The 24,964-nt window shown below is 38.7% G+C and carries 22 protein-coding genes; 17 read left to right on the forward strand and 5 right to left on the reverse strand.

Annotated features, from left to right (window positions below; genetic code table 11):
* Nucleotides 1-22 precede the first annotated feature (22 nt).
* On the reverse strand, nucleotides 23-2,509 hold the full coding sequence (locus OLM45_RS00840) for a DUF5686 and carboxypeptidase-like regulatory domain-containing protein (RefSeq protein ID WP_264511160.1): 2,487 nt from the start codon (nucleotides 2,507-2,509) through the stop codon (nucleotides 23-25).
* 68 nt (nucleotides 2,510-2,577) lie between these two features.
* Entirely contained in the window at nucleotides 2,578-3,555 is a 978-nt protein-coding gene (locus tag OLM45_RS00845; protein ID WP_129461706.1) for a pyruvate dehydrogenase complex E1 component subunit beta, read from the reverse strand.
* A 344-nt stretch (nucleotides 3,556-3,899) separates the two neighbouring features.
* Here OLM45_RS00845 and OLM45_RS00850 point away from each other — a divergent pair, with 344 nt between their 5' ends.
* The 5 genes from OLM45_RS00850 (at nucleotide 3,900) to OLM45_RS00870 (ending at nucleotide 8,254) form a co-directional block, all read left to right on the forward strand.
* Entirely contained in the window at nucleotides 3,900-4,646 is a 747-nt protein-coding gene (locus tag OLM45_RS00850; protein WP_264511162.1) for an electron transfer flavoprotein subunit beta/FixA family protein, read from the forward strand.
* A gap of 22 nt (nucleotides 4,647-4,668) precedes the next feature.
* Nucleotides 4,669-5,637, forward strand: a complete 969-nt coding sequence (locus OLM45_RS00855; protein WP_264511164.1) for an electron transfer flavoprotein subunit alpha/FixB family protein — start codon at nucleotides 4,669-4,671, stop codon at nucleotides 5,635-5,637.
* Between the two features lie 219 nt (nucleotides 5,638-5,856).
* Nucleotides 5,857-6,477, forward strand: coding sequence for a bifunctional nuclease family protein (locus tag OLM45_RS00860; RefSeq protein ID WP_129461709.1), 621 nt, complete (start codon nucleotides 5,857-5,859; stop codon nucleotides 6,475-6,477).
* Between the two features lie 12 nt (nucleotides 6,478-6,489).
* On the forward strand, nucleotides 6,490-7,314 hold the full coding sequence (locus tag OLM45_RS00865; protein ID WP_264511166.1) for a thymidylate synthase: 825 nt from the start codon (nucleotides 6,490-6,492) through the stop codon (nucleotides 7,312-7,314).
* 10 nt (nucleotides 7,315-7,324) lie between these two features.
* Nucleotides 7,325-8,254, forward strand: a complete 930-nt coding sequence (locus tag OLM45_RS00870) for a hypothetical protein (RefSeq protein ID WP_264511168.1) — start codon at nucleotides 7,325-7,327, stop codon at nucleotides 8,252-8,254.
* 50 nt (nucleotides 8,255-8,304) lie between these two features.
* On the opposite strand, the gene OLM45_RS00875 is transcribed toward OLM45_RS00870, so the two are convergent.
* The gene (locus OLM45_RS00875; protein ID WP_264511169.1) at nucleotides 8,305-8,601 is read right to left on the reverse strand and encodes an isoamylase early set domain-containing protein; all 297 of its coding nucleotides are present in this window, start codon (nucleotides 8,599-8,601) and stop codon (nucleotides 8,305-8,307) included.
* A 314-nt stretch (nucleotides 8,602-8,915) separates the two neighbouring features.
* Between OLM45_RS00875 and OLM45_RS00880 the strand changes: the two genes are divergently transcribed.
* From OLM45_RS00880 to OLM45_RS00890, 3 genes are all read left to right on the forward strand, one after another.
* The gene (locus OLM45_RS00880; protein ID WP_264511171.1) at nucleotides 8,916-9,398 is read left to right on the forward strand and encodes a dihydrofolate reductase; all 483 of its coding nucleotides are present in this window, start codon (nucleotides 8,916-8,918) and stop codon (nucleotides 9,396-9,398) included.
* Between the two features lie 66 nt (nucleotides 9,399-9,464).
* Nucleotides 9,465-10,193 carry a bifunctional demethylmenaquinone methyltransferase/2-methoxy-6-polyprenyl-1,4-benzoquinol methylase UbiE gene (ubiE, locus tag OLM45_RS00885; protein WP_129461714.1) on the forward strand — a complete coding sequence of 243 codons (729 nt, stop codon included), beginning with the start codon at nucleotides 9,465-9,467 and terminating at the stop codon, nucleotides 10,191-10,193.
* 2 nt (nucleotides 10,194-10,195) lie between these two features.
* Nucleotides 10,196-10,897, forward strand: a complete 702-nt coding sequence (locus OLM45_RS00890; RefSeq protein WP_264511173.1) for a porin family protein — start codon at nucleotides 10,196-10,198, stop codon at nucleotides 10,895-10,897.
* Here the strand turns inward: OLM45_RS00890 and OLM45_RS00895 are convergent.
* Nucleotides 10,894-11,619 (reverse strand): TrmH family RNA methyltransferase, encoded by a 726-nt coding sequence (locus OLM45_RS00895; protein WP_264511175.1) that lies wholly within the window; start codon nucleotides 11,617-11,619, stop codon nucleotides 10,894-10,896. The genes OLM45_RS00890 and OLM45_RS00895 overlap by 4 nt on opposite strands.
* A gap of 15 nt (nucleotides 11,620-11,634) precedes the next feature.
* On the opposite strand from OLM45_RS00895, the gene OLM45_RS00900 reads away from it, so the two are divergent.
* From OLM45_RS00900 to accD, 3 genes are read left to right on the forward strand one after another with little or no spacing between them, the layout of a single operon-like run.
* A complete protein-coding gene (locus OLM45_RS00900; RefSeq protein WP_264511177.1) occupies nucleotides 11,635-14,211 on the forward strand; it encodes a BamA/TamA family outer membrane protein in 2,577 nt (858 codons plus the stop codon).
* 49 nt (nucleotides 14,212-14,260) lie between these two features.
* Nucleotides 14,261-15,328 (forward strand): class II fructose-bisphosphate aldolase, encoded by a 1,068-nt coding sequence (gene fbaA, locus OLM45_RS00905; protein ID WP_264511179.1) that lies wholly within the window; start codon nucleotides 14,261-14,263, stop codon nucleotides 15,326-15,328.
* 51 nt (nucleotides 15,329-15,379) lie between these two features.
* Nucleotides 15,380-16,234 (forward strand): acetyl-CoA carboxylase, carboxyltransferase subunit beta, encoded by an 855-nt coding sequence (gene accD / locus OLM45_RS00910; protein ID WP_129461718.1) that lies wholly within the window; start codon nucleotides 15,380-15,382, stop codon nucleotides 16,232-16,234.
* 70 nt (nucleotides 16,235-16,304) lie between these two features.
* On the opposite strand, the gene OLM45_RS00915 is transcribed toward accD, so the two are convergent.
* Nucleotides 16,305-17,549 carry an ABC transporter permease gene (locus OLM45_RS00915; RefSeq protein ID WP_264511181.1) on the reverse strand — a complete coding sequence of 415 codons (1,245 nt, stop codon included), beginning with the start codon at nucleotides 17,547-17,549 and terminating at the stop codon, nucleotides 16,305-16,307.
* Nucleotides 17,550-17,698: 149 nt separating this feature from the next.
* On the opposite strand from OLM45_RS00915, the gene purH reads away from it, so the two are divergent.
* From purH to rodA, 6 genes are read left to right on the forward strand one after another with little or no spacing between them, the layout of a single operon-like run.
* On the forward strand, nucleotides 17,699-19,225 hold the full coding sequence (gene purH, locus OLM45_RS00920; protein WP_264511183.1) for a bifunctional phosphoribosylaminoimidazolecarboxamide formyltransferase/IMP cyclohydrolase: 1,527 nt from the start codon (nucleotides 17,699-17,701) through the stop codon (nucleotides 19,223-19,225).
* Between the two features lie 58 nt (nucleotides 19,226-19,283).
* Nucleotides 19,284-20,312, forward strand: coding sequence for a rod shape-determining protein (locus OLM45_RS00925; protein WP_264511185.1), 1,029 nt, complete (start codon nucleotides 19,284-19,286; stop codon nucleotides 20,310-20,312).
* 55 nt (nucleotides 20,313-20,367) lie between these two features.
* Nucleotides 20,368-21,201, forward strand: a complete 834-nt coding sequence (mreC, locus tag OLM45_RS00930; RefSeq protein ID WP_129461722.1) for a rod shape-determining protein MreC — start codon at nucleotides 20,368-20,370, stop codon at nucleotides 21,199-21,201.
* Nucleotides 21,191-21,700 (forward strand): rod shape-determining protein MreD, encoded by a 510-nt coding sequence (locus OLM45_RS00935; RefSeq protein WP_129461723.1) that lies wholly within the window; start codon nucleotides 21,191-21,193, stop codon nucleotides 21,698-21,700. The genes mreC and OLM45_RS00935 overlap by 11 nt, the downstream gene beginning before the upstream one ends.
* Nucleotides 21,697-23,673: a penicillin-binding protein 2 gene (gene mrdA, locus OLM45_RS00940; RefSeq protein WP_264511187.1), complete on the forward strand. Its 1,977-nt coding sequence runs from the start codon at nucleotides 21,697-21,699 to the stop codon at nucleotides 23,671-23,673. The genes OLM45_RS00935 and mrdA overlap by 4 nt, the downstream gene beginning before the upstream one ends.
* On the forward strand, nucleotides 23,670-24,935 hold the full coding sequence (gene rodA, locus OLM45_RS00945) for a rod shape-determining protein RodA (RefSeq protein WP_264511189.1): 1,266 nt from the start codon (nucleotides 23,670-23,672) through the stop codon (nucleotides 24,933-24,935). The genes mrdA and rodA overlap by 4 nt, the downstream gene beginning before the upstream one ends.
* Nucleotides 24,936-24,964 lie beyond the last annotated feature (29 nt).

Here is a 24,964-nt window from a genome sequence, read left to right on the forward strand (position 1 = left end):
GTCTTGATTTGTAGTGACGTACTTAAAAATAGAACCCAAATTCCCCTTTGATGGTGAAATTGTTGGTTCCGGGTAAATCGCGGTAGTTTCCTCTCCAACTGGCATCAATGCGGAATACTTTAAAGATATTCCCGATACCAACGCTGTATTCCCAGTAGGGTGTTTTAGGAGCTTTATACACTAAATCCGAAGCATTTAACAAGCGGTTTTCTTCTGAAAAATCTCCGTATACTCCACGAATTCCGATAATCTCCCGCCAATTCAATTTTCGGATACCAGGGATTCTAGAAAACAAACGCCCTTGGAAATTGTGTTCCCATTGAAGTGTTACGTATTCATCGGTAACAAATTCGTAGAAATTCAAATTACTAAAAGTGTTGCCAATGATAAAATAGGTTTGATTTCCGGGCACTACACTCATCAATCCTAACGGAACAGCACCAAAGGTTTTCCCCATTTCCATGGTCAAATTGGTTCGCCCTAATGGACCGATAACGATAGGTTGTTTATAATACAATTGCAACTTGGTATAATCAAAATCACTATTTAGAACTCCTTTGAAACCCTGACTCATTTTTAAAAACAAGCGACTATAGGGATTATCAACAGTTAAGCGTTCCACTCCATATCCTACCGATTTTTTCTTGGGTGTAAATTCGACCTGAAAATACACTTCGGATTGGCGCAAATCGCCACGCGTTTGTGTGCGTGCTTTATCAGTAAAATAATCCATGGTGAATAAATCGCGGGAAGCCGATTCGAGTGTACGGAAAGAGAATCCGGTTTCAAAAATTAAATTTTTCACGGGTTCAATTTCTGCAGAAGCAGAAGTCAAGTTGATGTTGGACAATTTCCCGTTGGTTCCCGACATGAAAATACCGGAGGAAGCAAAACTTCGACCCAAGACATCATTGGTTGTGGTTAAACTTGCTCCAATTTGTTCGATATCTCTCCGATTCCCCGCAGCGAGAATCAAACGGTTTTTGGTATTGACCATCCATTTGGCAGAAACACCGTATTTAAATTTATGATCATCAAACCCAAAAGCGGTATAGCCTTGGATTCGCCATTTGTCGTTCGGCCCGAAATACGTTCGTCCACCTGCGCGCAAGCGAATACCTTCGACTACATTATACCCAAAAGTGGAAAAAATGGGACCGTAATCAAAATGCCCTTTTTGAATGTAACCGCTGGCTAAAATAGTCACCAGATTATACATTTGTTTGAACTTCTTGACGGTTTTAAGGGTGTCGAGCATTTTATACACCCCAACTTCATCTTTGTTCAATTTTTCAAAGCGATTTTGTTCCCAAAATTCTTCATTTCGGGTATACACTGCATTGTCAATGAAGTTGACTTCATCGCGGTAGAATTTTTCCGGTTTGGGTTCGTTGAACTTATGATTACGGTACAAAGAAGTTCGTTTCCCATACACACCTTTGGCTTCTTCCTTTTTAGACAACGAGAAATCGGACATCATATAATCTCTGGTGAGCAAAAACACCGAGTCGTTTACTACATCAAATTCTTGTTCGATATATATGTCTTTCACCCAGTTAATGTTGGCGCTTTTCGAAACGGCCATATTAATGGTCTTGATAGCAAACGTGGAATCATTCACCCAAAAATCCCCTTTGAAGGTCAATTCATTTTTACGTCGGGGATAAAAAACGATGTTGTAGCACCATTTGTCATCAATGTAAGCACTATCCCGCAATACGTAATTATAGACGTCAATTCCTGTTGTGGAAATTGGACTTGTAAAACTTTTATCAAAAAAGGTCAAGTGGTTGTTGTAAATATTGTAATCGTTATACAAGTCTTTGATAAACGTGTTGACGCCATCGCCGTTACTTAAACCTGAATTTTTATTTCCTTCTAAAATTTCTTTTTGTTTCCCTAATTTATTGTCGCCGTAGACTTTATATACCGACTCGTTGATAAAAATGGGCAAATACGTTTTACCCGTGATTTTGGAAGTATCAATTTTATTGAACACAAATTCCATCCCTTTAAACACTTTGCTTTTGGTGAAATTGCTGTCAACACTGTTGAGATCAAACTCAACTTTTTCGTACTTATCGTAAGCGTATTGATCGAAGAGGCGCAATCCATTTTTGCGTTTGCGTTCCCAGATTTTTCGTAAGATTCGTAACGCCGGATTATTTTTCTTGGACGTTTTCCCGGTATACACCACGACTTCTTGAAGCACTTCTTCTTCATTAAGTACAATTTTCAAATTGTAAGTGACAGGTTTTTCCAAATCAACATCTTTTGTTGTATAACCCATAAAAGCCACCACTAAGGTGGTATAACTTTTTGCTGATTCGATATAAAACTTCCCGTTTTCATCACAAACCACACCCTCATTTGACCCCTTAAACACGAGGTTTGCAAAAGGAATCGGTTGATTTTTCTTGTCAATAACCACTCCACTCACTTTGGTTTGAGCAGCGACAAGAACGGTAAAAAAGAACAAAATAATACTTGCGCGTAGGTTTTTCTTCATCCTGTTTTGTTAAAATAAAAAAGCCATTCCAAGTGCTCTCGGAATGGCTTCAAATATAAAGGAAATCCTTATTTATACATTACTTTTTTGACGGCTTTAACAACATCACTTGCATTCGGTAACCATTCTTTCAAAAGGGTTGGCGAATACGGAGCAGGTGTATCTGCAGTTGTGATACGTTGTACAGGCGCATCCAAATAATCAAAAGCACGCTCTTGAACCATATAAGTGATTTCAGAAGCCACACTGGCAAACGGCCAAGCTTCTTCTAATACCACTAAACGGTTGGTTTTTTTCACTGAATTAATGATTGCGTCATAATCCATTGGGCGAACGGTACGCAAGTCGATGACTTCACAAGAAATACCTTCTTTGGCCAATTCATCGGCAGCGATTAACGCTTCTTTGATGATTTTACCAAAAGAAACAATTGTCACATCAGCACCTTCGCGTTTGATATCGGCAACACCAATTGGAATGATGTATTCGCCTTCTGGCACTTCCCCTTTATCACCATACATTTGCTCGGATTCCATGAAAATAACTGGATCATTATCACGAATCGCTGCTTTCAACAAACCTTTTGCATCATAAGGCGTTGAGGGTACAATCACTTTCAATCCGGGACAGTTGGCGTACCAGTTTTCAAAAGCTTGTGAGTGGGTTGCTGCCAACTGACCTGCAGATGCTGTAGGACCACGGAACACCATAGGCATAGGAAATTGACCGGCTGACATCTGACGCATTTTGGCTGCGTTGTTGATGATTTGGTCAATACCTACTAATGAAAAGTTGAAGGTCATGAATTCTACAATAGGACGACAACCGTTCATGGCTGATCCTACTGCTATACCTGCAAAACCAAGCTCTGCAATAGGCGTATCAATAACGCGTTTTGCGCCAAACTCATCCAACATTCCTTTGGAGGCTTTGTAGGCACCGTTGTATTCCGCTACCTCTTCACCCATTAAATATACTGATTCGTCGCGACGCATTTCCTCGCTCATCGCTTCGGCTATCGCTTCTCTAAATTGGATCGTTCTCATATCGAATATTTCGTTATTCAGTTTTAGGATTCGCAAAAATAAGAATTCTCGATGATTAAAATATTCCGTCTTTCGATTTTGTGCCTGCTTTTTTTACGAAATCGATATAATTGGGCAGAAAATTCACTTCCGCCAGCCTTAAATCCATCTTTTTGAGCAAAAAAGAATTAGTATTCACTGAATTTTTGCGTTAAATTTTTAACAATTCAAAATAGAAAACACATCACTCAACGGAATCTTCAGCGAAATCGATTGAAATATGAAAAAATATTATGCATGCATATAAAAGTTAGAAATATATTTTTTACTTTTACGTCGGAAAAATTTAAACCCCTCAAAAATATATGAAAATATTAGTTTGCATCAGCCACGTGCCTGATACTACTTCAAAAATCAACTTCGTTAACGGGGACACGGAGTTTGATACCAACGGTGTACAATATGTGATTAACCCTAATGACGAATTTGGACTTACCCGTGCCATTTGGTTTCAGGAGCAACAAGGTGCGAAAGTAACAGTTGTAAATGTGGGCGGACCTGATACGGAAGCGACTTTACGCAAAGCGTTAGCCATTGGTGCTGATGATGCGATTCGTGTCAATGCTACACCAACTGATGGTTTTTTCGTAGCGAAACAATTGGCCGAAGTGGCTAAAAATGGCGGATATGATTTGATCATTTGCGGAAAAGAATCGTTAGACTACAACGGCGGAATGGTACCAGGAATGTTAGCCGGCTTATTGAACTACAACTTCGTGAATTCTTGTACCGAATTAACGGTTGACGGTGGATCGGCAAAAGCCTCTCGCGAAATTGATGGTGGAAAAGAGGTGATTGCTACAACATTACCTTTAGTTGTAGGTGGACAAAAAGGAATTGTTGAAGAAAAAGATTTACGTATTCCAAATATGCGCGGTATTATGACTGCACGTACAAAACCACTTGCTGTGGTAGAAGCAACAGGAGCTGACAACAAAACCAAAGCGGTGAAATTTGAAAAACCAGCACCAAAATCAGCGGTGAAAATGGTTGCTCCTGATAATCTTGACGAATTAATCAACTTGTTACACAACGAAGCGAAAGTAATCTAAGCTTCCAAAAAAGATAAAGACTATGTCAGTACTTATATATGCCGAATATGCAGACGGCAAATTCAAAAAAGTAGCGTTGGAATTGGCTTCATACGCCAAAGCCGTAGCCGACACCATGGGCACTAGCGTAACAGCAGTAACTGTTAATGCGGGTGATACTTCAGAATTGGGCAAATACGGTGTTTCCAAAGTTTTAAATGTAAACAACGGTCAATTATCCAACTTTAATGCAAAAGCTTATGCTGATGTGGTAAAACAAGCCGCTCAAAAAGAAGGCGCTAAAGTGGTTGTACTTTCTTCAACAACAGACAGTTTGTATTTAGCACCGTTAGTGGCTGTTGGCTTGGATGCTGGTATGGCTTCTAACGTAGTTGGCTTACCCGTAAGCACTTCTCCATTTCAAGTGAAACGCAGTGCTTTTTCACAAAAAGCATTCAATTATACGGAAGTTACCACAGATGTAAAAGTGTTGTCTATTTCTAAAAACTCATTTGGTTTGGTTGAAAACAATACCGCTGCAAGTGCAGAAGATTTTTCACCTGCTTTAAGCGATGCCGATTTCAATACTAAAGTAGAATCAGTTGAAAAAGCAAGTGGTAAAGTATCAATCGCTGATGCAGATATCGTCGTTTCTGGTGGACGCGGATTGAAAGGTCCGGAGAATTGGCACATTTTGGAAGATTTAGCTACAACACTTGGAGCAGCAACCGCTTGTTCTAAACCAGTTTCGGATATTGGTTGGAGACCCCATAGCGAACACGTGGGACAAACAGGTAAACCAGTAGCTTCAAACCTTTATGTGGCTATCGGAATTTCAGGTGCGATTCAACATATTGCTGGAATCAATGCTTCTAAAGTAAAAGTAGTCATCAATACCGACCCTGAAGCACCGTTCTTTAAAGTAGCCGACTACGGAATCGTAGGTGATGCTTTGGATGTAGTGCCCCGTTTAACACAAAAATTAAAAGAGTTCAAAGCGCAAAACAGCTAAGATTCTTTGAAAATATAACCTAAACTTGATAGGCCGTTTGTTTTTTTACAAGCGGCTTATTTTTTTTAGAAATCCCCAAATCTTTTTGTTATTTTGCAGTCCGTATTCGACTAGAAAATTAGCCGCACTGATTTTCAAAAATCAAAAGATTTAGATAGAAGTTTACGACCGACAATAAAGGTGTTTTTCATTTTATTGCCGCAATAATATTAAGATAGTATGAGTTTAGTCAAACTTACCATAAAAGGAATTTCGTACAGTCAGACCCAAAACGGTGCTTACGCATTGATTTTAAATGAAGTGGATGGCGAGCGCAAACTTCCGATTGTAATTGGTGCCTTTGAAGCCCAATCGATTGCGATTGCTTTAGAAAAAGAAATCAAGCCGCCGCGTCCGTTAACTCACGATTTATTTAAAAGCTTTGCCGATCGATTTGATATTGTGGTTAAACAAGTGATCATTCACAAATTGGTGGATGGGGTATTTTACTCAAGTATCATTTGTGAACGCGATAAAATTGAAGAAATTATCGATGCACGTACTTCCGACGCGATTGCTTTGGCGTTGCGCTTTCAAGCCCCAATTTTTACCTATAAAAACATTTTGGACAAGGCGGGTATCTACTTAAATCCGTCCGGAAATGAAGGAGAAATGGGCGATGGCGTACTGTCAGAACCGGAAACTTTTGGTCAATCCAACGAACCTACTCCTACAGCAGGTAGCGGACTAAACACTTACAGTTTGGCCGAACTCAACGATATGTTGGAAGCTGCTGTTCAAGATGAAGACTATGAAAAAGCGGCCCGTATCCGCGACGAAATATCCAAACGCGAATCTTAAAAATTAATCCCTGTGAAACAATACCACGACCTCGTTAAGCATGTTTTAGAACACGGTGTTCAAAAAGGCGATCGCACTGGAACCGGAACCAAAAGTATTTTCGGCTACCAAATGCGTTTTGACCTCAGCGAGGGTTTCCCGATGGTAACTACCAAAAAGCTCCATTTAAAATCCATTATCTATGAATTGTTATGGTTTTTAAAAGGAGAAACAAACATCGGTTATCTTAAAGAAAATGGGGTTAAAATTTGGGACGAATGGGCGGATGAAAACGGCGATTTGGGTCCGGTTTACGGCCATCAATGGCGCAATTGGGATAGTAAAAATATTGATCAAATTGCGGAGTTAATTGAGACTTTAAAACAAAATCCGAACAGCCGTCGCATGTTGATTTCGGCTTGGAATCCTTCGGTATTGCCCGACACTTCGGTTTCCTTCGCAGAAAATGTAGCCAACGGGAAAGCGGCCCTTCCACCCTGTCATGCGTTTTTCCAATTTTATGTTGCCGAAGGAAAATTATCCTGTCAGTTGTACCAACGCAGTGCCGATATTTTCTTAGGCGTTCCGTTCAATATTGCATCCTATGCTTTGTTAACGATGATGATTGCGCAAGTGTGCGACTTACAACCGGGCGATTTCATTCATACGTTTGGCGATGCCCATATTTATAACAATCACTTCGAACAATTGGAATTGCAATTGAGTCGGGAGCCACGCCCCTTACCCACCATGAAAATAAATCCAAACGTGAAAGATATTTTCGCTTTTGAATTTGACGATTTTACGTTAGAGGGATACGACCCGCATCCGCATATTAAAGGGGTTGTCGCTGTTTAAAAATAACTTTATGAAAAAAATCTTATTCGCACTTATCCTCTTAATTACTAACGCTGAACTATTCGCCCAAGTCTCCAAAGTTATTTACAGTGATTCTATTGGTTATCCGGCTACAGAGAACTCTTTTTTTACAAAAAAAACGGTTGACATTTATACTACTAAAGCTTTAGAAAAGAAATTCAATGCTAAAAATGAATTACTACAATCAACAGAATATAGTAATTATACCAAAAAAATAAAAAATGGTTACCTCAAAACATATTATGCGGACGGAGCAATAAAATCCATTACAAATTATAAACAAAACCGTAAAATTGATGCCTTTACTTCATATTACAATAACGGTCAAATTAAAGAAGAAGGGGAATTTACCTTTGATGATGATAAAAAAACAACAACTTATTTGATTAAAAACTATTATTCAGAAGCAGGCCTAAAACTAATTGATAATGGAAATGGAACTGCAACTATTGAAACGGAATATGGTCAAGAAACTGGGAGTTTTATCGAAGGATTAAAGGAAGGAAAATGGGAAGGTTTGGATACAAGGATACATTGTAATTATGTTGAAGAATATAAAAATGGTATATGTATAACTGGTTATTGTATGAACAATAATCAAAAAATCTCATACACAGAACCCTACAAAGGTATAACTACCAAGAGTAAAAAAGGAATTGCTGATTTTTATGATTTTCTACTCCAGAAATTAGATTTTAGTAAATACAATATCAAACTGTTTGTACTTGTACAATTCAACGTCACTAAAAACGGCAAAATAGAACACATAATTATAGAAAACACAGTATTTCCTGAGATTGAGTCCAAAATCATTTCTATTCTAAACGAATTCAACGGATTCAAACCAGCTGTTGTTCGAGGAATTCCCATTGACTCTACTTATTTTATCCCCATACAGTTGGAGGGAGTAGAAGAATAAATAAAAAATCCGCCTTGAAGGGCGGATTTTTAAAACAAACCAACTAAAACTTACACTTCAAGAACGCTGTTTTCAGCGTTGGCATAAGCATTCCAACGGTAGCTGTCGGCTTCTGGATCATTAATAAATTCACCATCTACCACATATCTGAATTCAAAGGAGTTGTCTTTTGGCAAATCAAAAGCGCCTTTGAAAGATCCGTTCTTTAATTTTGATAGTGAGCCGGCTTCAGAATTCCAATCGTTGAAATCCCCTACTACTGACGCAGTAGCCGCTTCTTTAGCTTCCACAGTAAACGTCACTTTACAAACCGGTTTCGTTTTAACAAACTGTTTCTTAATCGCCATAACTATTTCATTTATAGATTACTTAAGCAAAGTAACGCAATAAAAACAAAGGTTGTACCCCCACAAAAACGATTTATTATTTTCACAAAAACAACCATTTTTTTAAATCAAATTCCCATTTTTTAATCACTTTTTAAAAATTATAAAATCAAGAAAACGTTTTCTTATTTTCAGATAATGAATTTGACTTTTCAAAAATTGAATGATTTTCCGTCCAACAAACGCCAAAATTGTATTAAAATCGGTGTGAACTCGCAATTCAATAAAAACAATTGCTGGAAACCCCGTATTTTTACAACGCAAAAAAGCACCTTATGATTACTTTAATTGCGGCAGCTGCTGAAAACAATGCTTTGGGCAAAGACAACCAATTGGTTTGGCATTTACCCGACGACTTTAAACGATTTAAAGCCTTGACTACAGGTCATTATATCATTATGGGAAGGAAGACATTTGAAAGTTTTCCCAAGCCACTGCCTAATCGCACGCATGTGATCATCACCCGTCAAACCGATTACGCTTACGAAAACTGCATTGTAGTTCATTCATTGGAAGCCGCAATCGCTTCTTGCCCAAATGATGAAGAAAACTTTATCATTGGTGGTGCCGAAATATACCGTCAAGCCTTACCTTTTGCGGATAAAATCGAACTCACTCGCGTTCATGCTACTTTTGAAGCCGATGCCTTTTTCCCTGAATTAGATGAAAAAGAATGGAAAATCGAATCGGAGGAATTCCATCCCAGTGATGAAAAGCACCTTTGCGCCTTTACCTTTCAAACGTTTACCAAAAGATAATCCGAAAAATTCGGTACAAAAAGGAGCAATTATCGCTACCTTTGTGCCGCTAAAAATGCAAGTGAAATGGCAGAAAATGTAACCCCATACAAAGATTCCAACTTGGGTAAAAAAGAACAAGTTACCCAAATGTTTGATACGATTTCCGGCAATTACGACGGTTTAAATCGAGTGATTTCGTTTGGAATTGATGTAAAATGGCGAAAAAAAGTACTGCAATTGGTGAAAGCTACCCAGCCGGAAACGGTATTGGATATCGCCACAGGAACTGGGGATTTGGCCATTTTAATGGCGCAGACCAAAGCCTCAAAAATTGTGGGCTTAGACATTTCTTCCGGCATGTTGGAAGTGGGCAAACAAAAAGTAAAAGCGCAAAACTTAGACACTATAATTGACATGGTACTGGGTGATTCGGAAAACATGCCGTTTCCTGATCATCATTTTGATGCCATCACGGTTTCTTTTGGCATTCGTAATTTTGAAACACTTGAAAAAGGTCTCGCCGAAATTTTACGCGTATTGAAACCCGGCGGTATTTTTGTCATTTTAGAAACTTCTGTTCCCGAAAAAACACCATTTAAACAAGGGTACCGTTTTTATACCAAATTCATTTTACCTTTGATTGGCAAACTCTTTTCCAAAGACAATGTAGCCTATGGTTATTTATCCGAATCGGCAGCCGTTTTCCCTTATGGTGAAAAACTAAACAATATTTTACGTAAAATTGGGTTTATAGACGTGAAAGCTATGCCACAAACATTTGGAGTTGCGACCATTTATTCGGCATCAAAATAATTATGAAGAAATTAATCCTAATCCTATTGTGCTTCCCTTTGGGCGTTTTGGCCCAATCGAAAGGTATATTTTCTAAAGACCCAATCATTCATTTAGAAAACTTTGATAAACAACGGGTGCATTGGGGTTACTTTTTAGGGTTTAATAGTTTTGATTTCAAATTTGACTATATAAATCCACCTGTAAAAGATATTGCAGTAGCCAACTCAACGGGATTCAATGTAGGTTTGGTAGGTAATCTTCGCTTGCACGAACACATTGACCTTCGCTTTGAGCCCGGACTCTATTACACCCAACGCAATCTTACCTATAGTGGATTTACAAAACCTTTAGATGCACTGCGGGAAGTGCGGTCCACCTACATCATGTTACCTCTTTTGGTTAAGTTTTCCTCCCAACGTGTGGGTAATGTTCGCCCTTATTTAGTAGGTGGTATTGATGCAACCTTGAATTTATCCAGTAATTCTAAATCGATAGATGACAATTACCAACAGCGATTTCGTGTAAAACCTTGGACCAATAATTATGAATTGGGCTTTGGTATCGATATTTATTTGGAATATTTCAAGTTCTCACCCTCAATCCGGGGTGTTTTTGGGATGAATGACGAACTCATTCGCGATAACAATCCGGCGAGTCCATGGACGGGAAATATTGCAGGTATGAAAACACGTGGTTTTTTAGTGAATTTCACCTTCCACTAATCCCTTCTACGCATTTCACTTAAAAAAATAGCTGCGGCTGTAGCCACATTCAAGCTTTCTGTTTTTTGAATGGCACCAAAACGCGGAATGGCTAATCGTTGCTGCACAAGAGCTTCAACGGCACTGGAAATTCCGTTCGCTTCATTGCCTAAAATCAAAATCCCTTCTTTGGGCAATGGGGTTGCATATACATTTTCGCCATCCATAAACGTTCCCATGATGGGGAGATTCGTCGAACTCAAATACGCGAGTAAATCCGTGTAAATTATACGAACCCGCGTAATCGAACCCATGGTTGCTTGAACCACTTTGGGATTATACAAATCGGCGGTTTGCAAACTGCATATGAGTTGGGGTATCCCAAACCAATCGCACAAACGTATAATGGTGCCCAAGTTTCCCGGATCGCGCACATCATCCAAAACTAGTTGAAATCCTTGTGGAGTTATGGCTTGTTCGGGTGCCATTTTAAAAACGGCCAAACAATTATTGGCAGTTTTCAGTGCCGACATTTTATTCAAATCCGTTTCAGAAACAGTCGTCACGGGCAATTGGTTTTCAGAAAAAAGAGCTGTCGTCTGGTAGATGTTTTGAAGTTCAAAATCCGAATGCAGCAATTCATTAATTACTTTAAAACCTTCCGCAATAAAAAGTCCGTTTTGATCGCGGTACTTTTTTTGATGAAGAGATGCAATTAACTTGATTTGGTTTTTGCTAACCATAAAAATACGTTACTTTTGAAATTAAATTTTGAACTTTTGCGCTACCGCCTTACAAAAATATCATTATTTATTGTAATACTGTTGTTCATCTTCAGTTGTGATGTTACCAAACGGGTACCTGAATCCAAGCGTTTATTGACAAAAAATGAAATTGTGATTGATAAAAAACCCAATCATGATGAAGTTGTTTATTTTCAATTGTACCAAAAACCGAACACTTCGATATTGGGATACCGTTTGCGATTACAATTGTACAACTTAGCCAAACAACATTCGGACAGTCTTTACAAGCAATGGCTCGACCGCAAACCCAAACGCAGAGCTCGATTAAACCGATTATTATCCGCCAAGCAAGTAGAGCGTCTGGGCCAATCCTTTGTGGTATCTGGGTTGAGTAATTTTTTAATGAAAACAGGGGAAGCGCCTGCGATTTATGATTCCACAGCGGTAAAAAAATCGATCAAACGATTAAATGCTTACTATTATAACAAAGGCTATTTTGATGTTGAAACTACGATAGAAAAAGACACTTCGACAACGAAAAGAATTCAAATCAAATACAACGTCAACCGTAAAACTCCGTACACCATTGACAGTCTGAAGACAGCAATTACGAGTCCGATGCTCGATTCCCTTTTCCGTATTCATAACAACCGAACCTTAATCAAATCCGGTAAACAATACGACACTGAATTGTTGAATGGGGAGCGCGATCGTATTACGAGTGATTTCCGAAATAATGGTGCTTTTTATTTCCAACAAAATTACATTCGTTACAGTTTGGACACCATTAGTACGGGGAAAAAAGTAAACGTAAATTTGATCATCAAAGACAATTCGTACCGTAAAAATGACTCGACGGTAACGGAACCCTTTCGCCTTTACAAAATCAACAAAGTAGCCATTTACACGGATCAAACTACGAGTAAAAATGAAATCAAAGTTAAAGACAGTTTGGTCTATAATGATTTTGTGTTGTACAGTGAAAACAAATTAAAATACCGTCCTAAAGCAATTACCGACGCGGTTTTGATTACCAAAGGAAGTTTGTTTTCTGACAACAATACCACATTAACCACAAAGTATTTGAGTAATTTACGGGTGTTTAAATACCCAACGATTCAATACAAAGAAGACCCCAAAGATCCCAACGGACTCATCGCGAATATTTATTTAACGCCGCGGAAGAAATATACCTTTGGGGCTTCGGTTGACTTTACCCATTCCAACATTCAGGATTTTGGTATTTCAGGAAATACATCGTTGGGCATTCGGAATGTATTTAATGGGGCCGAAACGTTTGAAATCGGATTTCGTGGCAACGTAGGAGCTTCCAAAGACTTAGCTAATCCCAACAATACTTTTTTCAATATTTCTGAAATCGGTTTGGATGCGAAATTGAATTTTCCTCGTTTGTTTTTCCTTTTTAATACTGAAAAAATTATCCCAAAAACCATGTTGCCTACCACTACGGTTTCGATGGGTTATGCCAAACAGCAAAATATTGGATTGGACAAACAAAACTTTACGGGTTCGTTCACGTACAACTGGGTTCCTAAAAAAAATCAAAACATTCGTCTGGATTTGTTCAATATTCAGTTTGTAAAAAACTTAAACATTAGCAATTACTTTAATGTATACAAATCGTCGTTTGATGCTTTAAATAATTTGGCGATTTATTACGATGCCGACACGAATTTCCCCCAGTTCTTTTCCAATGGGAAGTTGATTATTGACGCGGGAACCAACGGATTTGTGAATGCCGTACTTGGTCCCAATCCGACAATTACTACAACAGCTGATGATTTAAAAACCATACGAAGTATTGAAGAACGCCGCAAAAGATTAACCGAAAACAACTTGATTTTTGCCTCAAATGTTAGCTATTACAAAACAACTAGCCGTGGCGTGGGCGACAATAATTTTTATTCCATTCGCACCAAATTTGAATCGGCTGGAAATATGTTATCCATTTTAGCCCGTGCTTCCAAACAACTGCAAAATCAATCGGGAGCCAATACCTTTTTTGAAGTTCAATTTTCTCAATATTTAAAAGGTGAATTTGAATTTATCAAACATTGGACATTACAAGGTAAAAATGTGATCGCCGTTCGCACATTTGCTGGTTTGGCAGTTCCTTATGGCAATTCCAATACGATTCCTTTTTCACGAAGTTATTTTTCTGGAGGTTCCAATGACAATCGAGCGTGGCAACCTTACAGTTTGGGTCCGGGCAGTAGCGGCGGAATCAACGACTTTAACGAAGCAAATATGAAACTTTCGGCCAATGCTGAGTTTCGTTGTAATTTATTTGGCAAATTTAACGGTGCTGTATTTGCAGATGTAGGCAATATTTGGAACGTTTTCGATGCCGTAGACCAAGAGGCCTATCAATTTAAAGGATGGAAATCGTTAAAAGAAATGGCATTGGGAACAGGATTTGGTTTGCGCTATGACCAAGGACTTTTTGTGGTTCGCTTTGACATCGGATTTAAAACCTACAACCCTTCAGAACAAATTGAAAATAAATGGCTGAGGGAGTTTAACTTAGCTAAATCCGTTCTAAATATCGGGATAAATTATCCGTTCTAATTTTTTTTATTTTTACTTTTGTACACTTAACTAAAAATATAACTACATCATGTCACACAACATTAAGCCCGGGGTTGCTACCGGAGATGAAGTTCAAAAGATTTTCGCTTACGCTAAAGAAAAAGGATTTGCTTTACCTGCTGTAAATGTGGTAGGTTCTAGTACGATTAACGGTACTATTGAAACGGCAGCTAAATTAAAAGCCCCTGTAATTATTCAGTTTTCAAACGGTGGTGCACAATTTAATGCCGGTAAAGGATTATCGAATGCGGGTGAACAAGCAGCTATTCTAGGAGCTGTAGCTGGAGCGAAACACATTCATACTTTAGCTGAGGCTTATGGTGCGACCGTGATTTTACATACTGACCACTGTGCAAAAAAATTATTGCCGTGGATTGACGGGTTGTTAGACGCTTCTGAAAAACAATTTGCAGAAACGGGCAAACCCTTATTCTCATCGCACATGATTGACTTGTCCGAAGAGCCTTTACAGGAAAATATTGAAATCTGTAAAGAATATTTGGCGCGCATGAGTAAAATGGGAATGACCTTAGAAATTGAATTGGGAATTACGGGTGGCGAAGAAGACGGTGTTGACAATTCTGATGTTGATAGTTCAAAATTATATACCCAACCCTCTGAAGTGGCTTATGCTTATGAAGAGTTGATGAAAGTAAGTCCGCGCTTTACCATTGCTGCAGCTTTTGGTAACGTTCACGGGGTCTACAAACCAGGGAATGTAAAATTGACGCCAAAAATTTTGAAAAACTCACAAGATTACGTTCAAGAAAAATACAACACGGGTGTAAATCCAGTTGATTTTGTATTCCACGGCGGATCAGGTTCTACTTTGGAAGAGATTCGCGAAGCCATTTCGTATGGTGTAATTAAAATGAACATTGATACCGACCTACAATTTGCGTTTACAGAAGGTATTCGTGATTATATGGTAAATAAAATTGATTATTTAAGAACGCAAATCGGTAGCCCAGAAGGCGCTGATTCACCTAACAAAAAACATTACGATCCGCGCAAATGGGTTCGTGAAGGTGAAATGACATTCAATGCTCGTTTGGAGCAGGCATTTGCCGATTTGAATAACGTAAACACATTATAACATTTAAGTGCCGAATTATTTTGATAATTCAGCATTGCTAAATCAATAACTATGGCTTGGTTTAAACGTACTGAAAAAGGAATTAAGACCGCTACAGAAGAGAAAAAAGACGTACCCAAAGGATTGTGGTACAAATCTCCAACCGGTAAAATTGTAGATGCAGACGAATTAGAAAGAAACTTATGGGTAAGTCCGGAAGACGATTTCCACGTTCGCATTGGTAGTAAAGAATATTTCGAAATCTTATTTGATAACAACGAATTCAAAGAATTGGATGCAAAAATGACCTCCAAAGACCCGTTGGATTTCGTGGATACCAAGAAATATTCCGATCGTTTAAAAGAAGTAATGGATAAAACCAAACTGAAAGATGCTGTTCGCACAGCAGTAGGAAAATCCAAAGGAAAAGACTTGGTAGTATGCTGCATGGACTTTGCCTTTATTGGCGGTTCGATGGGTGCTGTAGTGGGTGAAAAAATTGCACGGGGTATTGATTACTCCATCCAACATAAAGTTCCTTTCTTGATGATTTCGAAATCTGGGGGAGCCCGTATGATGGAAGCGGCGTATTCGTTGATGCAATTAGCAAAAACTTCTGCTAAATTGGCGCAATTAGCCGATGCAAAAATTCCTTACATTTCTTTATGTACGGATCCAACAACAGGAGGAACAACCGCTTCTTATGCAATGTTAGGCGATATTAATATTTCAGAACCCGGCGCTTTAATTGGATTTGCGGGACCGCGTGTGGTTCGTGACACGACGGGTAAAGATTTACCGGAAGGGTTCCAAACCGCTGAATTCGTCTTAGATCATGGTTTCTTGGATTTCATTGCTCACCGCAAAGAATTAAAAAACAAAGTGAATTTATATTTGGATTTAATCTTGAACCAAGAGATTCGATAATTCAAATAGTACTCCATAAAAAAAGCACAATAGGTTTTCTATTGTGCTTTTTTATTTATGCTAAAGAAAATTACATTCCACTGCGAATGGCTTCTACAGGATCTAATTTGGCGGCAGAAATAGCAGGCAAAATTCCAGAAACTACACCGATTGTTATCGCTAAAACCGAACCTAAAACAATATTGCTAAAGCTAAGGATAAACTCAAAATCCAACGCAGAAGTTAGAATAAAGGTGAGGCCCCAAACCAATCCAATACCGACCAAACCTCCGAACAAGCAAAGGATAACGGCTTCAAATAAAAATTGGAACAAAATCATACGGTTTTTGGCACCCAACGATTTTTGAATCCCAATCAAATTGGTGCGTTCTTTTACAGAAACAAACATAATATTGGCGACACCAAATCCGCCCACTAATAATGAAAAGCCAGCGATAATCCAACCTCCTAGATTCATCATACTGATAATTCCATCAATTAAATCGGTGAATCCTGAAAACACATTAATAAAGAAATTATCTTCTTCATCGACTTTCATCCCGCGGTAGTTACGGAGTTTTAGGGACAATTCGGCCTTAAACGCCTGCATATCTATCCCTTTTTTGGGTTTGACAATGATAATTGGCGTTTGGTATTTATTTTCTCCTAAGGCTCTTCGAATAAAATTCACTGGGATAATGGCGGAAGAATCGTCATTGCCAAACATCCCGTCCCCTTTCTTTTTCAACACCCCAACTATCGTAAAACGTTGACCATACAATCGGGCTTGTTTTCCAATTGGATTAAAATCTCCAAACAAGCCTTCGGCCAAGTCGGCTCCAATAACCGCCACCGCGGCACCTGAATTGGATTCGGATTCATTAAAAAAACGGCCGTCGGTAAATTCAAAACCTTGAATATCGATAAACGAATTGGTCACAGGCACCACATTGACATTGGTAACCGTTTTGTCTTCGAATTTCATATTTTCCGGACTCAAGAAAATTTGATACGACATTTCTTCAGCATCGTCCAAATTGTCTTTTAGAAATTCATATTCTGCATAGGTAACATTCGGGAATTGCTCGCGTTTCCAGGCAGGAATATCGGAAGGTCCAAAACTGTCATTAAAAAGATAAATGGTGTTTTTATCCAAACTACTCAATTCTTTTTTGATTTTATGGTCTAAAGAATCAACGGCTGCCAAAACGGCTATGATGGAAAAAATACCTATGGTCACCCCAAGTAACGAAAGAAATGTCCGCAACTTATTATTGCGTAGTGCATTAACAGCAAACGCAAAACTTTCTTTCAATAAACGAAGGTATAGTAACATAAATTTAAAGATACTCAAAGATAACCATTTGTAGGGCGTTTTCGGGAATTGTTACATCGTGAGCGTCTATTTTATTTTTTAAAAAAATAGTTTTCAAAAAACGCTTAAAATGAACTACTTTTGCGCCTTAATACAACAACAACAACACAATGACGACTACAAAACCTATTCAGTCGGCCCTGATTTCGGTATTTTCGAAAGACGGTCTCGAACCCATCGTACGTAAACTTCACGAATTAAACGTTACTATTTATTCCACTGGCGGAACCGAAGAATTTATTAAAAACCTTGGAATTCCTGTAGTTCCCGTGGAAGAAGTAACCGATTATCCTTCCATATTAGGAGGACGCGTAAAAACATTACATCCAAAAATTTTTGGTGGCATTTTAAACCGTCAAGACAATGCTTCAGATGTGGCGCAAATGGAAGAATATCAGATTCCGCAATTGGACTTAGTCATTGTTGACCTCTACCCTTTTGAAAAAACGGTAGCCTCTGGTGCTTCGGAAGCGGATATTATCGAAAAAATTGATATCGGCGGAATTTCTTTAATTCGAGCAGCAGCCAAAAACTTTAAAGACACCGTTATCGTTCCATCTGTCAATGAATACAGTTTGTTTTTGGAAATGCTTACTTCAGGAAATGGCAGCACCACGTTGGCTCAACGAAAATTTTTAGCTTCCAGAGCGTTCCATACCTCTTCGCATTATGACACCGCAATTTTCAATTATTTTAATGAAGAAGAAACGATTTTCAAAGTAAGTTCAGACCAAGGACAAGTTTTGCGTTACGGTGAAAACCCGCACCAAAAAGGATTCTTCTTTGGTGATTTTGAAGCGATGTTTACCAAGTTACATGGCAAAGAATTGTCCTATAATAATTTGTTGGATGTTGATGCGGCGGTGAATTTAATTTTAGAATTTAAATACAACGAACCCACTTTTGCCATATTAAAACACAACAATGCATGTGGACTAGCGACTAGATCTACCATGAAAGCCGCTTATTTGGATGCATTAGCGGGCGACCCCACCTCAGCGTTTGGTGGTGTATTAATTGCTAATGGTCGTATTGATTTGGCTACTGCTCAAGAAATCAATCAGTTGTTTTGTGAAGTAGTCATTGCACCTGCTTATGATGCAGAAGCCATTGCTGTATTACAAGAAAAAAAGAACCGCATTATTTTGGTTCAACATGAAGTAGCGTTACCCAACCAAAATGTTCGTACTTGCTTAAACGGTCTGTTAATTCAAGACAGAAATAACAGTACCGATACTAAAGCGGGACTTACTTACGTTACCACTTCTAAACCCACAGATCAAGAAATAGACGATTTGCTTTTTGCTTCAAAAATTTGCAAAAACACCAAATCCAACACAATTGTTTTAGCAAAGAATGGGCAATTGATTGCTTCGGGAACGGGTCAAACCTCACGTGTTGATGCGTTACGTCAGGCGATTGAGAAAGCCAATTCGTTTGGATTTGATTTAAAAGGAGCAGTGATGGCGAGTGATGCCTTCTTCCCGTTTCCTGACTGTGTTGAAATTGCAAACCATGCTGGAATCACTGCGGTAATTCAACCCGGTGGTTCTATTAAAGATGAATTAAGCATCAATTATTGCAACGAAAATAATGTTGCGATGGTATTTACAGGTACGCGTCATTTCAAACATTAATTTTATTATTTTTGTGGGCTGATTAATAAATAACGAACTAACACCCTTATAGAATCGTATGGGATTTTTTGATTTCATGACTGAGGACATCGCAATTGACCTTGGTACCGCCAATACCCTAATCATTCACAACGACAAAGTAGTCATTGATTCACCATCAATTGTTGCTCGTGATCGTATTACTGGTAAAATTACTGCTGTTGGAAAAGAAGCCAACATGATGCAGGGTAAAACCCATGAAAACATTAAAACCATCCGACCGTTAAAAGACGGAGTTATTGCAGATTTTGCGGCTTCTGAAGAAATGATCAAAGCGTTCATCAAAAGCATCCCTGCCTTAAAGAAAAAAATGTTCACTCCGGCGTTACGCATGGTTGTATGTATTCCTTCAGGAATTACTGAAGTAGAGATGCGCGCGGTTAAAGAATCGTGTGAACGCGTGAATGGTAAAGAAGTATATTTGATTCACGAACCGATGGCTGCGGCGATTGGTATTGGAATCGACATCATGCAACCGAAAGGAAATATGATTGTGGATATCGGTGGTGGTACTACCGAGATTGCGGTTATTGCCTTGGGCGGAATTGTATGCGACAAATCTGTGAAAATTGCAGGTGACGTATTTACCAACGATATTATTTATTATATGCGTACCCAACATAACCTTTTTGTTGGAGAAACGACCGCAGAGAAAATCAAAATTACCATTGGTGCAGCAACCGATTCATTGGATTCGCCACCAGAAGACATGTCAGTTCAAGGACGCGACTTGTTAACGGGTAAACCAAAACAAGTAGAAGTATCGTTCCGTGAAATCGCTAAAGCGTTAGATAAATCCATTCAACGTATTGAAGATGCGATTATGGAAACCTTATCGCAAACGCCACCAGAACTAGCGGCAGATATTTACAATACGGGTATTTACTTAGCCGGTGGAGGTTCGATGTTACGCGGATTAGATAAACGAATTTCATTAAAAACGGATTTACCGGTTTACATTGCCGAAGATCCGTTGAAAGCAGTAGTTCGTGGAACTGGAATGGCGTTAAAAAACATTCCAAAATTCAGAAGTATTCTGATTAAATAATACTAGAATTCCCTAACTTTAGCATTGATTCGAGTCGTACCTAGTAGTGTAACACATGCAGCAAATATTTAATTTCCTATTTAAAAACAGCTATCGTATGCTGTTTTTGCTGCTTATGGCAATAGCGGTTTCGCTTACAATTCAGTCGCATTCGTATCACAGAAGTAAAGTGATTAGTTCGGCCAATTTTTTAACGGGCGGGATTTATCAGCGCATCAATGATGTCAACGAATATTTCAATCTTAAAACAAAAAATGAAGAGTTGGCACTGGAAAATGCGCGTTTAAAAAGCATCTTATTCAATCAAAAAGACACGACTAAAGTGCCGCTTTTGGATTCCATCAAAGGTGTGAAAAAAATTGATTTGATTGTAGCCAAAGTAATTCATAATTCCTACAGCTCCCAAGTTAACTTCCTGACCCTTGATTCTGGTGCAAAACAAGGTATCAAAGAAGAAATGGGGGTAATCAATAGTTTGGGGATTGTGGGTGTAGTAGAAGATGTTTCCCCAAATTATGCGACCGTATTGAGTATTTTAAATACCGAATCACCGATTAATGCCAAAATCAAAAAATCAAATCACATTGGTTCTTTGATTTGGAATGGGAAAAATACAGGTTTTGTACAATTGATCGACGTACCCCGTTTGGCTTCAGTTCGAAAAGGAGACACGATTGTAACCGGCGGACAATCCACGATATTCCCAGAAAATATCAATATTGGAACCATTGAAAATATTTACACGGATGACGAAACGAATTATTACACCATCAACGTTCGTTTATTTAACGACATGACCAGCTTAGGTCATGTGTATATCATTCGCAACAAAGACCGTAATGAAATACTCAACCTAGAAAAGAAAACACAAAAGCAAAATGAACAGTAATGCCTTACTCTTCAATACCGCCCGATTTGTTTTGCTCCTTTTGGTGCAGGTTGTGCTATTCAATAACATCAACTTTTTAGGATTTATTAATCCTTATCCTTATATCTTATTCATCATTTTGTATCCTGTAAACGGAAACCGCTATGGCTTACTTGCCGCCAGTTTTCTATTGGGAATTGTGATGGATTTATTTTGCAACTCGGGTGGCGTTCATACAGCGGCTTGTATTACTCTTGCAGCCATTCGTCCCGCCATTTTTAAGTTTTCCTTTGGTTTGAGTTATGAATACCAAACCGTTAAATTAAATGATGTTCTCACACCGGAACGGTTTTCGTTTATACTCATTGCGGTTACCGTACACCATCTGTGTATGTTTCTTATGGAAATTTTCGCTTTAGAATTTTTCTGGAGCATTATCGTTCGCACGCTTGTAAGTACTTTGTTTACAATCCTCATGTGTATTCTGATCATCTATTTAATTAAGCCTGGAAAACGATGAGAAAAGTTTTATTGCCTTCCTTAGTAATCATTGCGGGTTCTTTATTGTTGATTCGTATTTTTTTCTTGCAAATCATTGACGATTCGTTCAAACTGAAATCTGAAAATAATGCGATTAAAATCAAATACGATTATCCCGAGCGCGGTTATGTGTACGATCGTAATGGGAAACTTTTGATTGCCAACCAACCGTCGTATGATATTATGGTGGTACCTCGTGAGGTGAAAAATTTAGACACCCTTGAATTCTGTCAATTGTTAGACATCGACAAAGCCTTTTTTCTTAAAAAAATGGAAAAGGCAAGAGTGTATAGTCCGATGCTTCCCTCGGTATTTCTCCCCCAGCTCAATAAATTAGAATACGCTGCTTTTCAAGAGAAAATTAGAAAATTCAATGGTTTTTATATTCAAAAAAGGTCGATTCGTGATTACCAAGTGAGTTATGGCGCGAATGTTTTTGGATTTATCGCCCAAGTTAATGAAGCCATTGTAGCCAAAAACCCCTATTACAAACCTGGTGATTTGATTGGAAAGCAAGGTATTGAGCAAAGTTACGAGGAGATTTTACGCGGACAAAAAGGGGTAAAACATATCCTTCGCGATAAATTCAACCGAGAAATTGGCTCCTACAAAGACGGTAAATACGATACCATTGCCCAACAAGGAAAAGACATCACACTTACTATTGATGGTGATTTGCAACAATATGGTGAAGAATTGATGGTGAATAAATGGGGCGGTATTGTGGCTATCGAACCCAAAACGGGAGAGATTTTGGCCTTGGTTACTTCACCGAATTACGATCCAGCCTTACTCGTAGGGCGCCAACGCTCGAAAAACTACAGTTTATTGTATCGTGATTCGATTGCCAAACCGTTGTATGATCGCGGACTCTTAGCACAATATACACCCGGTTCTCCGTTTAAAATTTTAACCGGACTCGTGGCATTGCAAGAGGGAGTTATCAGTGACAGTACCCGTTTTGTTTGTAATCATGGGTTTAGTTATGCCCGTGGCCGATTCATGCGTTGCCACTGTTCGGGCGGATCCATCCAATTGCACCGCGCCATTTACGAATCTTGTAACACTTTCTTTTCAAGTTCCTATATCAAAATCATCAATAAATACAACGACCATGGCTATGCTGTCGACTTGTGGGCAAAACATTTAAAGAGTTTTGGCTTGGGAGATTTTATGGGCTACGATTTACCGATTGGTGTTCGAGGAAATATTCCTACTTCCAAAATTTACAATCGTACCTATGCCGGTTGGAAATGGGATGGAAAAACGATTGTTTCCAATGCCATTGGTCAAGGCGAGGTGTTGATGAGTCCGATACAACTGGCTAATTTTATGGCTACCATTGCCAATCGCGGGTATTATTATACCCCTCATATCATTAAAAAAATCAAAAACCAACCTATTGACCCAAAATATAGGCAAAAACATACAACAACTATTGACCGCAAATACTTTGACCCCATCATTGAAGGAATGCATGCGGTTTACGGACCTGGTGGAACGGCCTCCGGACTTGGCGTTGAAGGTATTGAAATTTGTGGTAAAACAGGTACCGCGGAGAACTTCATGGTGATTAATGGCAAAAGAACCAAACTACAAGACCACTCCATTTTCGTTGCTTTTGCACCAAAAGACAATCCGAAAATCGCGATTGCCGTTTTTGTGGAAAATGGATATTGGGGAAAACGTTGGGCTGGTCCAATCGCGACCTTAATGATTGAACGGTATTTAAAAGGAAAAATCACGCGTACAGATTTTGAAAAAAGAATGTTACAAGGTAGTTTACAAGATCAATACAACAAGCGATATCCCCAAAAACACCAAGACAGTTTAGGAATATTAAATGCTCGCGTGAAAGACAGTATAGCCCGAGAAAAAGGTAAAATTGATTCTTTAGCCACAAAAAAACCTGTAGAAGTAAAAAAAGATACGGTTAAGAAAAAAACACCATGAGAAACCAAAGTGTAAGTAGCAACATTGACTGGATCAGCATTGTGATATACATTACCCTAGTTATTTTAGGGTGGTTAAACATCTATTCTTCTTCCTTATCGGGTGCGCCAGAGGATGCCTCTATTTTTGACTTTAGTCAGATTTATGGAAAACAATTCCTATTTATCCTTTTTTCAATCCCGATTATATTTACCATTTTAGCCATCGAGGCTAAGTTTTACGAGAAATACTCCATCATTATTTTTGCGGTTTCTCTTCTCTCACTTGCTGGATTATTTGTATTCGGAAAAACCATAGCAGGTCAACGCTGCTGGTACGGAATCGGGAGTTTTACCCTCCAACCGTCTGAGTTTGCTAAAGCGGCTACAGCCTTAGCCTTGGCGAAATACTTGAGCGATGTGCAAGTGAATTTGCGCGAAATGAACCGCCAAATACAAGCGCTATTTATTGTTTTTCTCCCCGTAATGCTTATCCTTCCACAACCCGATCCAGGTAGTGCTTTAATTTATTTTGTTTTCTTTTTTGTATTGTATCGCGAAGGATTACCCGGCTGGTATTTGGTTACTGGATTCATAGCTATATTACTATTCATTCTTACATTAGCCACAAACAATCCCTATATTGTAATTGGTTTAACGGCTCTAGCTCTTATCATTAATCATTACCGAAGTCGCCTAGTCGACCGCAATATTTTTGCAAGTATTTTAATGTTTTTGATGATTTCGGTGTTCACATTCTCTGTAAACTTCGTTTTTAATAACGTTTTCAAACAACACCACCGTGACCGCTTCAACATTTTATTGGGTAAAGAAGTCGACATGAAAGGCGTGGGTTACAACACCAATCAGTCTGAAATCGCAATCGGTTCAGGAGGTTGGTTTGGGAAGGGCTATTTGGAAGGCACACAAACCAAAGGAGGCTTTGTACCCGAACAACATACCGACTATATTTTCACCACTGTAGGTGAGGAATGGGGATTCTTGGGAAGTCTTTTTGTGATTGGCTTGTTTGTCGGACTCATACTCCGCATCATCTATTTGGCGGAGCGACAGAAAACGAAATTCAGTAGGGTTTATGGATATTGCGTCGCGGGAATTCTCTTTATCCACTTCTTTGTCAATATCGCTATGGTCATTGGGGTTTTCCCAACTATTGGGGTTCCACTACCCTTTTTCTCTTATGGTGGTTCCGGACTTTGGGGTTTCACCATTCTATTATTTATTTTCCTTAAAATGGATGCCAATAAGGTAAATGAGTGGTAAAAATAGGATTTAACAGAATCTTATTAACC

The sequence above is a fragment of the Flavobacterium sp. N1719 genome (genome assembly GCF_025947045.1).
Taxonomy (GTDB): domain Bacteria; phylum Bacteroidota; class Bacteroidia; order Flavobacteriales; family Flavobacteriaceae; genus Flavobacterium; species Flavobacterium stagni.